At 70.6% G+C, this 13,037-nt stretch carries 15 protein-coding genes; 8 read left to right on the forward strand and 7 right to left on the reverse strand.

Annotated features, from left to right (window positions below):
* Window positions 1-44: 44 nt before the first annotated feature.
* Together B7438_RS09415 and moaA are read right to left on the reverse strand one after the other, a co-directional pair.
* Window positions 45-305: a MoaD/ThiS family protein gene (locus B7438_RS09415; protein WP_085369296.1), complete on the reverse strand. Its 261-nt coding sequence runs from the start codon at window positions 303-305 to the stop codon at window positions 45-47.
* Window positions 298-1,362 carry a GTP 3',8-cyclase MoaA gene (moaA, locus tag B7438_RS09420; protein WP_085369297.1) on the reverse strand — a complete coding sequence of 355 codons (1,065 nt, stop codon included), beginning with the start codon at window positions 1,360-1,362 and terminating at the stop codon, window positions 298-300. The genes B7438_RS09415 and moaA overlap by 8 nt, the downstream gene beginning before the upstream one ends.
* A gap of 47 nt (window positions 1,363-1,409) precedes the next feature.
* Between moaA and B7438_RS09425 the strand changes: the two genes are divergently transcribed.
* The 6 genes from B7438_RS09425 (at window position 1,410) to B7438_RS09450 (ending at window position 7,196) form a co-directional block, all read left to right on the forward strand.
* Window positions 1,410-2,003 carry a sulfite oxidase-like oxidoreductase gene (locus B7438_RS09425; RefSeq protein ID WP_168689102.1) on the forward strand — a complete coding sequence of 198 codons (594 nt, stop codon included), beginning with the start codon at window positions 1,410-1,412 and terminating at the stop codon, window positions 2,001-2,003.
* A complete protein-coding gene (locus B7438_RS09430) occupies window positions 2,000-2,740 on the forward strand; it encodes a ferredoxin reductase (protein WP_143465757.1) in 741 nt (246 codons plus the stop codon). The genes B7438_RS09425 and B7438_RS09430 overlap by 4 nt, the downstream gene beginning before the upstream one ends.
* On the forward strand, window positions 2,737-3,012 hold the full coding sequence (locus B7438_RS09435) for a DUF6510 family protein (RefSeq protein WP_085369299.1): 276 nt from the start codon (window positions 2,737-2,739) through the stop codon (window positions 3,010-3,012). Before B7438_RS09430 ends, B7438_RS09435 begins: the two co-directional genes overlap by 4 nt.
* Before the next feature lie 9 nt (window positions 3,013-3,021).
* The gene (locus B7438_RS09440) at window positions 3,022-4,599 is read left to right on the forward strand and encodes an SDR family NAD(P)-dependent oxidoreductase (protein WP_085369300.1); all 1,578 of its coding nucleotides are present in this window, start codon (window positions 3,022-3,024) and stop codon (window positions 4,597-4,599) included.
* Between the two features lie 106 nt (window positions 4,600-4,705).
* Window positions 4,706-6,715 (forward strand): amino acid transporter, encoded by a 2,010-nt coding sequence (locus tag B7438_RS09445; protein ID WP_085369301.1) that lies wholly within the window; start codon window positions 4,706-4,708, stop codon window positions 6,713-6,715.
* Between the two features lie 88 nt (window positions 6,716-6,803).
* Window positions 6,804-7,196: a DUF1622 domain-containing protein gene (locus B7438_RS09450; protein ID WP_085369302.1), complete on the forward strand. Its 393-nt coding sequence runs from the start codon at window positions 6,804-6,806 to the stop codon at window positions 7,194-7,196.
* A gap of 18 nt (window positions 7,197-7,214) precedes the next feature.
* Here the strand turns inward: B7438_RS09450 and B7438_RS09455 are convergent, their stop codons facing one another.
* Entirely contained in the window at window positions 7,215-7,607 is a 393-nt protein-coding gene (locus B7438_RS09455) for a DUF5997 family protein (protein ID WP_085369303.1), read from the reverse strand.
* A gap of 34 nt (window positions 7,608-7,641) precedes the next feature.
* On the opposite strand from B7438_RS09455, the gene B7438_RS09460 reads away from it, so the two are divergent.
* Window positions 7,642-8,373: a LysR family substrate-binding domain-containing protein gene (locus tag B7438_RS09460; protein WP_085369304.1), complete on the forward strand. Its 732-nt coding sequence runs from the start codon at window positions 7,642-7,644 to the stop codon at window positions 8,371-8,373.
* 42 nt (window positions 8,374-8,415) lie between these two features.
* Entirely contained in the window at window positions 8,416-9,693 is a 1,278-nt protein-coding gene (locus tag B7438_RS09465) for an alpha-hydroxy-acid oxidizing protein (protein WP_085369305.1), read from the forward strand.
* Window positions 9,694-9,745: 52 nt separating this feature from the next.
* Here the strand turns inward: B7438_RS09465 and B7438_RS09470 are convergent, their stop codons facing one another.
* The 4 genes from B7438_RS09470 to B7438_RS09485 all read right to left on the reverse strand — a co-directional run bounded on the left by B7438_RS09470 (window position 9,746) and on the right by B7438_RS09485 (window position 12,973).
* On the reverse strand, window positions 9,746-10,153 hold the full coding sequence (locus B7438_RS09470; RefSeq protein WP_085369306.1) for a hypothetical protein: 408 nt from the start codon (window positions 10,151-10,153) through the stop codon (window positions 9,746-9,748).
* A 98-nt stretch (window positions 10,154-10,251) separates the two neighbouring features.
* Window positions 10,252-11,175, reverse strand: a complete 924-nt coding sequence (locus B7438_RS09475) for an NADP-dependent oxidoreductase (RefSeq protein WP_085369307.1) — start codon at window positions 11,173-11,175, stop codon at window positions 10,252-10,254.
* A 43-nt stretch (window positions 11,176-11,218) separates the two neighbouring features.
* Complete coding sequence (locus B7438_RS09480; RefSeq protein WP_085369308.1) at window positions 11,219-12,247, reverse strand: 6-phosphofructokinase; 1,029 nt, start codon at window positions 12,245-12,247, stop codon at window positions 11,219-11,221.
* Between the two features lie 96 nt (window positions 12,248-12,343).
* Entirely contained in the window at window positions 12,344-12,973 is a 630-nt protein-coding gene (locus tag B7438_RS09485; protein WP_085369309.1) for a CYTH domain-containing protein, read from the reverse strand.
* Between the last annotated feature and the right edge of the window lie 64 nt (window positions 12,974-13,037).

The following is a 13,037-nucleotide window of genomic DNA, read 5'->3' on the forward strand; positions in this document are numbered from 1 at the left end:
CCACTGTTGCCCCAACCCTAGCGCACCGGTCGGGTCAGATCAGGTCACCCGCCCGCGAACGGCGGAAGCACATCCACGGTCCCCGCCACGCGTCTGGCGGGGTCGCGCGACACGACAGCATCCACCAGGAACGACCCTGACCGCAGCACCAGTTCCATCGGCGCGCCGTAGCGGGCGAGCAGTTCGGCACGCAGGGCGCCAAGCGTCGGCTCCGCCAGCCGGATGCGCTCCTCCGGCCGCCCTGCCGCCTCCTCCGCCGCGGCGAAATACCGCACGAGCACGGTGCCGTCGCCCGCCTCAGCCACCGATCGCCCCCATGCTCCGCACCGGAGGGACGAACCCGTCTGCCCCGATCCCGTGGCCGGCCTGCTTGCCCCACATCGCTCCCCGCCACCAGCGGGCGATCTCGGCGTCGTCCGCCCCGCCGCGCAGCAGGGCGCGCAGGTCGGTCTCGTCGTCGCCGAACAGGCAGGAGCGAACCGTGCCCTCCGCCGTGATCCTGGTACGGTCGCAGGCCGAGCAGAACGAGCGCGTCACCGAGGCGATGATGCCGACCGTCGCTGGCCCACCGTCCACCAGCCACTCCTCTGCCGGCGCGGACGGGTCGGACCTGCCCGCCTCGGTGAGGGTGAAGCGGGCGCCGAGCACGTCGAGGAGTTCGGCGGCGGGCACCATGTTGTCGCGCATCCAGGTGTGGTCGGCGTCGAGCGGCATCTGCTCGATGAAGCGCAGCCGGCAGCCGTTCTCGATCGCCCAGGCGAGCAGGTCGGGGGCGCCGGCGAGCGTGTCGCGCATCAGCACGGCGTTCAGCTTGAGCGGCGTGAGCCCGGCGTCGTGCGCCGCGCGGATGCCCGCGAGCACCGCCGGCAGCCTGTCGCGCCGGGTCAGGCGCGCGAAGTGCTCCCTGTCGACCGTGTCGAGCGAGACGTTCACCCGGGTGAGCCCGGCATCCACCAGGCTCCGGATGCGGTGGTCCAGTCCGATCCCGTTGGTCGTGATCGAGAGGTCGACGCCCGGCGCCGCCTCCGCGGACAGGCCGATGATCTCGGCGAGGTCTGCGCGCATCAGCGGCTCCCCGCCGGTGAACCGCACCTCGGTGATGCCGAGGTCGCGCGTGGCGATGCGCACCAGCCTGGCGATCTCGACGGCGCTCAGCAGGTCGTCGCGCGGGATGCTCGGCAGGCCGTCCTCCGGCATGCAGTACGTGCAGCGCAGCGAGCATTTCTCCGTCACGGAGACGCGCAGGTCGCGGGCGACTCTGCCGTACCGGTCGACGAGGTCCCGTGTGTCCGGGCGGCCCTCCGTGCTCGGCTCTTTCCGCAGAGCTGCGCTCCGCGGTGTGCCGAGATTCACGACGGTCATAGGCAACACCATAGACCGCGCGGGTGGCCGGGTAATAAGCTGCGCGCATGGGAATCATCTCCTCCGGATTCCTCGGCCGCCGCCGTACCGAGGACACACGACTTCCGCCAGGCCAATACCTCACAGAGGGCTTCCCCGTGCTCTCCGCCGGTCCGACGCCGCGCATCACGCACGACGAGTGGGCGTTCACCATCACCACCGAGAACGGGACGGTGCACCGCTGGAGCTGGGACGAGTTCCTCGCCCTCCCCCAGGACGACGTGACCCAGGACATCCACTGCGTCACCAGCTGGTCGAAACTCGGCACGTCGTGGCGGGGCGTCGCGATCGACACGCTGTTCGAGGGCGTCGACACCGACTACGAGTACACGATGGCGCACTCGTACGGCGGGTACACCACCAACGTCCCGCTCGCCGACCTGCTCGACGGGAAGGCCTGGATCGCCCACACCTTCGACGGCGAGGACCTCGCTCCGGAGCACGGAGGGCCCGCGCGCCTGCTGGTGCCGCACCTCTACTTCTGGAAGAGCGCCAAGTGGGTCAACGGCCTGCAGATGCTGCCGCAGGACCAGCCGGGGTTCTGGGAGCAGAACGGCTACAACATGTACGGGGACCCCTGGAAAGAAGAGCGCTACTGGTGAGCACGGCCTGGCGCGTCGCGGAGGTGGTGGCCGCCCGCTTCGAGACGCCGACCGCGCGCACGCTGCGGCTGCGCATCCCCGGCCTCAGCGGGCACCTGGCCGGGCAGCACGTCGACATCAGGCTCACGGCTCCCGACGGATACCAGGCGGTGCGGTCGTACTCGATCGCGTCTGCGCTGCCCGGCGACGAACTCGAACTGACCGTGGAGGAGCTCGCGGACGGCGAGGTCTCCCCGTACCTCGTGCGCGGCGTGACGACGGGAGAGCAGCTGGAGGTGCGCGGCCCGGTGGGCGGCTGGTTCGTCTGGCGGCCGGGTGAACAGACGCCCATCCAGCTGATCGCCGGAGGCTCCGGCGTCGTTCCGCTGATGTCGATGGCAAGGGCGCACGCCGCAGCGGCGAGCGCAGCGCCGTTCCGGCTGCTCTACTCCGTGCGCTCCCCCGAGGCCGTCTACTACCGCGACGAACTCGCCATGCTCGCCAGGGATGCGGCCGCCCCGCTCTCCGTGCACTACGTCTACACCCGCGAGACCCCGCCCGACTGGCCGATGGACGCGGGACGGCTGACCGCGGAGGCGCTGGCAGCAGCCGTCCTGCCGGTCACCGCGACCCCCACGTTCTACCTCTGCGGCGCGACCGCGTTCGTCGAGACGGTGTCCGGCTGGCTGGTGGACGCTGGGCACGACCCTGCACGCATCAGGACCGAACGCTACGGCGGGATCGGAGGGGCGGCATGACCGGACTGGACTACCTCGACGGGAACGCGGCGGCCGGGCTGCTGTCGGAGGTCTTCGCCGCCGACATCACCAGCGCCGTCGGCAAGTGCGCGAGCTGCGGAGACGAGGCCGTCGTCGCCGTCGCGCGGGTGTACCCGAACGATCACGGACTGGTGGTGCGCTGCTCGGTCTGCGGCGACGTGCTCGTGGTCGCCGTCGAGAAACGCGAGACGGTGTGCGTCGACCTGCGCGGGCTGAGCTGGCTGGAGATGCGTCCAGCCGCCACCGCGTAGAATTCTCCGGTGCTCCCCGACTCCCCCTCCCCCGATTCCGACGCGCTCGATTCCGGCGCATCCGGCGCATCCGGCGCATCCGGCTCCGCTGCGTCCCGCGTCGACCCCGCAGACCTCGCAGCGGCCCTCCGCGTCCTGGAGAACCTGCACGAGCTCGACGAGGAGCACCCCGACTTCATCACCGTGCGACGGGCGACCGCGCACATGTTCAAGGCCGTCAAGCAGGCCAGGCGCAAAGAGATCCGCCGCGCCGTCGCCGAGGCCGACAAGGCCGTCGTCGCCGCCACCGCGACCGGAGCACCGGACCGCATCGACGACGAGACCCGCGGCCTCGACCTCACCACCAGCACGGAGGCGGCGAGCGCAGGCACCCTGCTGAAGTCCCGCGCCTGCTACATCTGCAAACAGCACTACACGCTCGTCGACGCCTTCTACCACCAGCTCTGCCCGGACTGCGCCGCCCTCAGCCACGCCAAGCGCAACGCGAGGACCGACCTCACCGGCAAGCGCGCCCTGCTCACCGGCGGCCGCGCCAAGATCGGGATGCACATCGCCCTGCGGCTGCTGCGCGACGGCGCCCACCTCACCATCACCACGCGGTTCCCCCGGGATGCCGTCCGCCGCTTCTCCCAGCTGCCGGATGCGTCCGAGTGGCTGCACCGCCTCCGCGTCGTCGGCATCGACCTGCGCGACCCCGCCCAGGTGATCGCGCTGGCCGACTCCGTCGCCGCGCAGGGCCCGCTGGACATCCTGATCAACAACGCCGCCCAGACCGTCCGCCGCTCGGCGGGAGCGTACTCGCTGCTCGCCGAGGCGGAGAGCCGGCCGCTCCCCGACGGTCCCCTGCCCGAGATGGAGACCTTCGGTCACACGGCGGACCCGCACCCGCACGCGCTCGAGGCGTCCGTGGCCGCGCATCCCCTGCTCTCCGCCGCGAACGTCGCCGGCACGGTCGCCGAACTCGCCGGGCCGTCGGCGCTCACCGCCGACGAGCTGGCTGCTCTCGCGATGGCGCCGGGCTCGTCGTCGCTCGCCAAGCACGCCGACGGCACCGCCATCGACGCCGGAGGGCTCGTTCCGGATGTGCACACCGTCAACAGCTGGACCCAGGCGGTCCAGGATGTGGACCCGCTGGAGATGCTGGAAGTACAGCTCTGCAACACCACCGCACCGTTCCTGCTGATCAGCCGGCTGCGCGCATCCATGGCCGCCGCGACGGCAGCCGCAGAGGCCGGGCGGGCGTACATCGTCAACGTCTCGGCGATGGAGGGCGTGTTCGGCCGCCGGTACAAGGGGCCTGGCCACCCGCACACCAACATGGCGAAGGCCGCCCTCAACATGCTCACCCGCACCAGCGCCGGCGAGATGTTCGAGACGGACCGCATCCTGATGACGGCGGTCGACACCGGCTGGATCACCGACGAGCGCCCGCACTACACGAAGGTGCGCCTGGCGGAGGAGGGCTTCCACGCCCCGCTCGACCTCGTCGACGGCGCCGCCCGCGTGTACGACCCGATCGTGCGCGGACAGGCCGGAGAAGACCTGCACGGCGTGTTCCTGAAGGACTACCGCAGCTCGGCCTGGTGATCCGTTGGCCCGACGCGGCCGCGTCGCGTCATCCCTGCACGTTCCCGCGCTCTCTCCGTGCGTACAATTCAGTTGCGCGCCGACCAGCACGAGAACGAAGGAACCGATGTCCAGCACTCCTGCGGAGACTGCCCCCACGAGTCCGACCCCGGTTCCCGGTCAGGCGCACGAGCCGCAGAAGCCGGCCAGACCGGGGAAGAGCACGTTCCGGCACTGGCTGCTCTCCGGACTGATCGACGAGCGCGGCACGCACCAGGGCCCGCACGGCAGGAAGCCGGAACGCCAGCACACCTGGTGGCAGGTCATGTGCCTCACCGGCGTCGACTACTTCTCCACCCTCGGCTACCAGCCGGCCATCGCCGCCCTGGCCGCCGGGGTGGTCTCCCCCTTCGCCACGCTCGTGCTCGTCGCACTGACCCTGCTCGGCGCCCTGCCGGTGTACCGCAGGGTGGCGAGAGAGAGCTTCAAGGGCTCCGGGTCCATCGCGATGCTCGAGCGCCTGCTGCCCTGGTGGGCGGGAAAGCTGTTCGTGCTCGTGCTGCTCGGCTTCGCCGCCACCGATTTCATGATCACGATCACCCTGTCCGCGGCGGACGCCACGGCCCACGCGATCGAGAACCCGTACACGCCCGAGTGGTTCCACGGCAACCAGGTCGGCATCACGCTGTTCCTCCTCGCGCTCCTCGGCGCGGTGTTCCTCAAGGGCTTCCGGGAGGCCATCGGCATCGCCGTCGTCCTGGTGGCGGTGTACCTGGCGCTCAACGTGATCGTCGTCGCCACCTCCATCGTCGAGGTGTTCCAGCACACCACCGCCATCGACGACTGGTGGGCCGCCCTCAACACGCAGCACGGCAACCCGCTGATGGTGGTCGGGATCGCGCTGCTCGTCTTCCCGAGGCTCGCCCTCGGCCTGTCCGGCTTCGAGACAGGTGTTGCGGTCATGCCGCAGATCAAGGGACGGCCGGACGACGACCCGGAGTACCCGCGGGGACGCATCCGGGGCGCCGGCCGCCTGCTGACGACCGCGGCCATCATCATGAGCTGCTTCCTCATCACGTCGAGCTTCACCACCACGCTGCTGATCCCGCAGAAGGAGTTCCAGTCCGGAGGCTCCGCCAACGGCCGCGCGCTCGCCTACCTGGCCCACGAATACCTGGGAAACGTGTTCGGCTCCGTCTACGACCTCAGCACCATCCTCATCCTGTGGTTCGCGGGAGCATCGGCGATGGCCGGTCTGCTGAACCTGGTGCCGCGCTACCTCCCCCGCTACGGCATGGCGCCGCAGTGGGCGCGCGCCGTGCGCCCGCTGGTGCTGGTGTTCACGCTCATCGCGTTCGTCATCACCCTGGTCTTCCAGGCCGACGTGGATGCGCAGGGCGGCGCGTACGCGACCGGCGTGCTGGTGCTGATCACGTCGGCATCCCTCGCCGTCACCCTGTCGGCCTGGCGGAAGAGACAGCGCAAGCGCACCATCGCGTTCGCGATCGTCACCACGATCTTCGTCTACACGACCATCGCCAACATCTTCGAGCGCCCGGACGGCCTGCGCATCGCCAGCCTGTTCATCATCGGCATCATCACCATCTCGATCGTCTCCCGCATCGGCCGCTCGTTCCAGCTGCGCGCTACGTCGGTCACCCTCGACGTCACGGCGCTCGACTTCGTCCTCGAAGACGCGGAGGAGGGTGAGATCCGGATCATCTCGCACGAGCCGGACGTCGACACGACGAAAGAGTACGAGCAGAAGAACAAGGACGAACGCAAGTTCAGCCACATCCCGCAGCGCTCCCGCACGATCTTCATCGAGGTCTACCGATCGGACTCGTCCGACTTCGAGGAGGACCTGATCGTGCACGGCGTCGTCAAGCACGGCTACCGGGTGCTTCAGGTGAAGGCCGGCAACGTTCCGAACACGATCGCGGCGGTGCTGCTGGAGATCCGGGATGTGACCGGCGTCGTGCCGACGATCTACTTCGAGTGGACCGAGGGCAACCCGATCTCCAACATGTTCCGGTTCCTGATCACGGGTGTCGGCGAGGTGGCTCCTGTGACGCGCGAGGTGCTGCGCGAGGCGGAACGCGACGTGAAGCGCCGCCCGGCCGTGCACGTGTCCTGACGCGGGACACGCGGGGCGGGGTGCTCCGGGCGGGGCGCGCTGGGCGGGGCGCTCGCTGACCGTGGCCGGGCTGTGGCAGCATGAGCGCATGTTCGGTCAGGAGTTCTTCGACACCATCGCGGTCGCCTTCGAGATCGTCGGCGTCAGCGCGATGGCGGTTGGGTTCCTCGTCGCCGTCGCCATCGCGATCCGCGCCTGGGTGATCTCCCGCTCCGGGCGGACGGCGTTCAAGACGCTCCGCGAGAGCTTCGGCGGGGTCATCCTGCTCGGACTGGAAGTGCTGGTGGCCGCCGACCTGGTCAGGACGGTCACCTCCACACCGTCGCTCACCGACGCCCTGGCGCTGGCGCTGATCGTCCTCATCCGGACCGTCCTGAGCTTCTCGCTGCAGATCGAGATCGACGGGGTGGCGCCGTGGCGCCGTGCGCTCGTCACCGGTCCGGAGGTCATCGCCCGGTCGGCTGCGCGCACTCAGCGCTGACGCGCGCCGGGCCGGAGGTCAGTCGGTGCGGGCGGCGCGCTCCGCGTTGCGTGCCTTGACGCGGGCGTTCTCCGCGTGCACGGCGGCCTGGGTGGCGCGCTCGGTGACCAGCCACGCGGGCGGGTTCTCCAGCAGCGCCTTGATCTCCGCCGTCGTCAGCGCCTCGGTGACGCCACCGCGGGCGAGGCCGGAGTTGGAGACGCCGAGCTTGTGGGCGACGACGTCGCGCGGGTGCGGTCCTTCCGCGCGCAGGGTGACCAGCCACTCCGGCGGGTTGGCGGCGAGTTCGTCGAAGTCGGTGCGGCTGACCTCGCCCTCCTGGAACTCGGCAGGGGCGGCCGGGAGGTAGATCCCCAGCTTCTTCGCGGCGGTCGCCGCCTTCATCGTCTGGGGCTTCTTCTGGGCGCTCATAGGTTCAAGGGTATCCGTTCGATACCCTCGGAGAATGCCGTCCACGTTCACGATCGTCTTCCCCCTCGGCGTGACCGTCGGCAAATGGACCCGCGTCTTCGAGCAGCGCCACCCCGAGGTGCAGCTGATCGTCTCCCGTGTGCCGGATGCCGACCAGCGCGCAGCCATCGACACCGGCGGGGCGGACATGGCCTTCGTACGCGAGCCGGTCGACACCGACGGCCTCCACCTGATCCCCCTCTACGCCGAGGACATCGTGGTCGCGATGCACCACGAACACCTCCTCACCCTCGAGAAGAAGCTGCACCTGGCTGACCTCGACGGCCAAGCGGTGGTCGACGGCGAGCCGTCCGAGGCGATGTTCCGCAGCATCGCGGCCGGAGACGGCATCGCGGTGATGCCGCAGTCGGTCGCGAAGTCCCTGCGCCGCAAGGACGTGGTGGCCATGAAGCTCGAAGACGCCGAGCAGAGCAGGGTGGGACTCGCCTGGCCACGGGATGCGCAGCACGAGCTGGTCGACGAGTTCATCGGCATCGTCCGCGGCCGCACCGCCCACAGCTCCCGGAACCCCGACGTGGCGGCCGCGCAGGCCGACGCGGCGAAGGAGGGCACCAGGAAGGACGGGGGCAAGAAGGACAGCGGCAAGAAGGACGGCGGCAAGCGCCCGGCGTCCGGCCCAAACGGTCCGGGCTCGAAGCAGACGAGGCGCCCGACCGGCGGCCCGCGCCGCCCGCCGCGCCGCGGAGGTGGCCGCCGCTCCCACTGAGCCGCATCGCCCGGTCCTCCACTCACGGTGCAGAATGTTGCCATGTCGCTCAGCGCCGGTCGTGAAGCCCAGTCCGCCATCTACCGCGCGGGCGTTGCGGGGCGCACCCCGCGCATCCCGGTCGGTTTCACCGCGCTGGAGCGGGCGGCCGAGCGGCGCATGTCGCGGGCGGCGTTCGCGTACGTCGCGGGATCCGCAGGGCTCGAACGCACCGACAGGGCGGACACGGCAGCGTTCGGCAGCCACCGGATCGTGCCGCGGGTGCTCCGTGACGTGTCGTCGCGCGACCTCGGCATCGAGCTGTTCGGGCGTCACAGGCCCACCCCGCTGCTGCTCGCGCCGATCGGGGTGCTCGACCTCGCGCATCCATCGGCCGACAGCGGAGCGGCCCGTGCCGCCGCCGCGGTCGGCATCCCGGCCGTCCTGTCCAACCAGGCGTCGACGCCGATGGAGACCGTCGCCCGGGACATGGATGCGGTGAGCCAGGGCGCGAGCCGCTGGTTCCAGCTGTACTGGAGTTCGTCGAACGAGCTGGTCGAGAGTCTCGTCTCCCGCGCGGAGCTGTCCGGCTGCGAGGCCATCGTCGTCACCCTCGACACGCACGTGCTCGGCTGGCGGCCGCGCGACCTCGACCTCGGCTACCTGCCGTTCAGCCGGGGCCGCGGGATCGCGCAGTACACGAGCGACCCCGTCTTCCAGCGCCTCGTGCGCGAACGGATCGCCGCGGGACACCCGAGGGAGCGCACGCCCGTCACCCCCGCGACGATCGCCTCGTTCGCGAGCATCCTGCGCCACCACCCCGGCCGCCTGCGCGACAACCTCCGCTCTGCTGAGCCGCTCGCGGCCATCGAGACGTTCCTCGACGTGTTCGCGAACCCGGCGCTCACCTGGGCCGACCTCGCGTTCCTGCGCGAGCGCACCGCGCTGCCGATCGTGCTCAAAGGCGTGCTGCACCCCGACGACGCTGTTCGCGCGATCGACGCGGGCATGGACGCCGTGCAGGTGTCGACGCACGGTGGGCGCCAGATCGACAATGAGCAGCCCGCACTGGATGCGCTCCCCCGCGTGGTCGAGGCGGTGGCCGGACGCATCCCGGTGCTGTTCGACAGCGGCGTGCGCAGCGGCGCGGACGCGGTGGTCGCGCTCGCCCTGGGCGCGCGGGCGGTCGCGATCGGCCGCCCCTACGTCTACGCGCTCGCACTCGCCGGCGAGGCGGGCGTGCGGGAGCTGTTGCGCAACACCATCGCGGAACTGGACATCACCCTCGGGCTCGCCGGTGTGCGCAGCGTCGCCGAGCTGGACGCGTCGATCTTCGCCTGACCCTGGGTGCCCGGCACCGGAACCGACACAGGCACCGGCACCCGCCACCGGCTCAGGACACCGACGCCCCGATCAGCGACAGCAGTGCCTGCGCGTACGCGGTCGCCGCATCCTCGTCCTCGAACATGCGCTCCTCGCCGCCGATGGCGATGCTGACGCGGTAGCCGTCCGGGGTGCGCGCCAGGTGCAGGAAGGAGCCGCCGAGGAGTTCGCGCAGCTGGTCTTCGCGCGGGATCCACAGGGCGTCTTCGACGGCGAGCGAGTCGAGGGCCCACTCGGTCGTGCCGTTGAAGCCGAGGATCGTGCCCGTGTCGAACTCGTGCGGCTCGATGGTCATGTCGCTCACCGTGAACCGGTCGCCGGCGAGCTCGTCGCGGTCGATCGCGAACGTGTCCCCGGACTGCGGGCGCCAGCGGAGCCCTGCTGCACGCAACTGGCGGGCGGTGTCGTCTGCGATCATCGGATGCTCCTGAGCCTGCTCGTGAGAACCATGTCCGCGATTCTAGGCTCCCGACCCTGCGAAACCCAGAGCGTGCCCGCCCGGCACACGTCGGTGTCTCAGTCCGTGACCAGTACGATCTTCCCGCGCACGTGCCCGGCCTCCAGCCGGGCGAACGCCTCGATGACGCGCTCGATCGGGAAGATCGAGTCGATCGGCAGGATGCACTCGTCTTCCGCGAGCAGCCCGGCCAGCCAGGCCAGCTCCTCGTTGCCCGCCGCCGCCCCTCCGACCGTGCGCGCACCGAGGGCGTCGGGGCCGAACGCGGCGATGGTGTTGATGCGCTCCACCGGCACGCCGAGCGCGATCCCCGCCTCGATGGTCTCCCTGCCGTGGTTGTCGAGCACGGCCGTCAGCGCGCCGCCGTCGAGCGCGGCCAGCACCCGGTCGGCGAGGCCGTCCCCGTAGGCGACGGGCACGATCCCGAGCCCGTCGAGATACGCGTGGTTCTCCGAGGCCGCCGTGCCGATCACGGTGGCTCCCGCGCGCACCGCGAGCTGGGCGGCGAGCACGCCGACGCCTCCCGCCGCTGCGCTCACCAGGACCGTGTCGTCCTCCGTCAGGCCGATGGATGCCGTGGTCGCCACGGCCGTCCTGCCCACCGTCGCGAGCGCTCCGGCCACCTCGAAGGTGAGAGGGTCCGGCTTGTGCAGCACGGCCCCGTCCTCCTGCACGACGATGAAGTCGGCGAACGTGCGGAACGGCGCGCTGCCGAACACGGCCTCGCCGACGGTGAAGCGCGTGACCCCCTCACCGACCTCCTCGACGAACCCGGCGAAGTCCTGGCCGAGACAGCTCGGGACGGTGACGCCGAAGCGGGACGCGACGTCCGCATCCCGGTACGCCTTGGCGTCGATGGCGTTGAGGCCGGCCGCCATCACCCGCACGACGAGCTCACCGGGCCCCGGCCACGGCCGCTCCGTGTCGACGATCCGGAGAGCGTCGCGGGAACCGAACTCGTCGAACTGAACGCACCTGGGCACATCGACTCCTTCACGCCTGTGACGAGGAGTCTAGTCAGCCGGCCTAGCCGAAGAGCAGAGCAGCCTCGTCGTACCTGGCCTGCGGAACGGTCTTCAGGCCGCCGGTCGCGTCGGCGATGGACACGTTGACGACGTCGGTGCCGCGCAGCGACACCATCGAGCCCCAGCGTCCCTCGTAGACGGCGTCGACCGCCGCCATGCCGAGGCGGGTGGCGAGCACCCTGTCGTACGCGCTCGGGACGCCTCCGCGCTGCATGTGGCCGAGCACGGTGGCTCGCGCCTCGATGCCGGTGCGCTCCTCGATCATCGGCGCGAGCATCTCGCCGATGCCGCCGAGGCGCGGACGGTTGAACGCATCGAGGCCCTTGTGGGAGTGCGCCTCCTCCATCGTGTCGAGGTGGAAGCCCTCGGAGACGACGATGACCGGCGCGCGGCCGCGGTCGCGGACCGATTCGACCCACTCGATGATCTGCTCGATCGACTGCGGCTGCTCGGGGATGAGGATGGCGTGCGCGCCGCCCGCCATGCCGGAGTGCAGGGCGATCCAGCCGACGTGGCGGCCCATGACCTCCACCACCATGCAGCGCTGGTGGGACTCCGCGGTGGTGCGCAGCCGGTCGATGGCCTCTGTCGCGATCTCGACGGCGGTGTCGAAGCCGAACGAGTAGTCGGTGGCGGCGAGGTCGTTGTCGATGGTCTTCGGGACGCCGACGATCTTGAGACCGGCGTCGGTGAGACGGCGGGCAGCGGTCAGCGTGCCCTCTCCGCCGATCGCGATGATGGCGTCGATGCCGTTCTCGTCCATCATCGCCTGGATGTGCTCCGGGCCGCCGTTCTCGCCCTCGAACGGGTTGGTGCGGCTGGAGCCGAGGATCGTGCCGCCCTGACGGGAGAGGCCACGGACGCTGTGCCGGTCGAGCGGCATGATGTCGCCGTCGACGACGCCGCGCCAGCCGTAACGGAAACCGGCGAACTCGGAGCCGTGGACGCGGTCGCCCTTCAGGACAGCGCCGCGGATGACCGCGTTCAGTCCTGGACAGTCGCCGCCACTGGTGAGGATGCCGATCTTCAAAATGCTGCTCCCTGGGTGATATTCGCTACCTGTGAATCATGCCTGACGGCGGGCACCAGCACAAAAACGCGGGTACGAGGCCGGTGGCGCCGCCCGCTAGAGCCCGAGCGCGCGCTGCAGCTTGGACGAGCTCGCCGACACCACGGCGCCCGCGGCGAGCACGCGCTCCTCGATCTCGTCGAGCAGCGCGGTGCGGCCGGAGCGGGTGTCGGGTGCGCCGCTCAGCAGCTCGACCTCCCACTCGCGCCACGACTGGGTGCCCCCGCTGCGGAGGTTCTCGCTGGTGACGTGGTCGTCGCAGAACTCGGCGAGGTCGAACCCGGCCGCATCCTGCAGCACGACGGTGACGCGCCGGTTGGTGACCCTGGCCACCGGCACCAGCTCGGCCTCCGCGATCCGCGCATCCGGGACCACGGCGGCGACGGAGGCGATCAGCTCCTCCGGAACGTCGTCCCCGTCGGTCAGCGGCCAGTGCAGCTCTGTGCGACCTTCCTCGGCCGGCAGCTTCACATGCCAGCCCTGGTCGGCTCCCCCGCGGCGGACGCGCACCGCGATCCTCTCGCGCGCCAGGGTGAGGTCTGCGGTGTCGAAGTAGGTGGCGACGAGTTCGGCGGTCTCCGGCTCCGTCTGCAGCGCGACAGCGCCGACGCCCACCAGCAGCGGAGGGGCCGTGGTCTCGTCGACGTCGTATTTGCGCTCGATCTCGACCTGGGAGTGCTGTGGCATGCCCCTTGTCTAGTGCAGATTCGCTCTGTCGCGAAATTACAAGACGGCGACCGGCCCCCTCTCT

The sequence above is a fragment of the Leifsonia sp. NCR5 genome, from assembly GCF_002105485.1.
Taxonomy (GTDB): domain Bacteria; phylum Actinomycetota; class Actinomycetes; order Actinomycetales; family Microbacteriaceae; genus Leifsonia.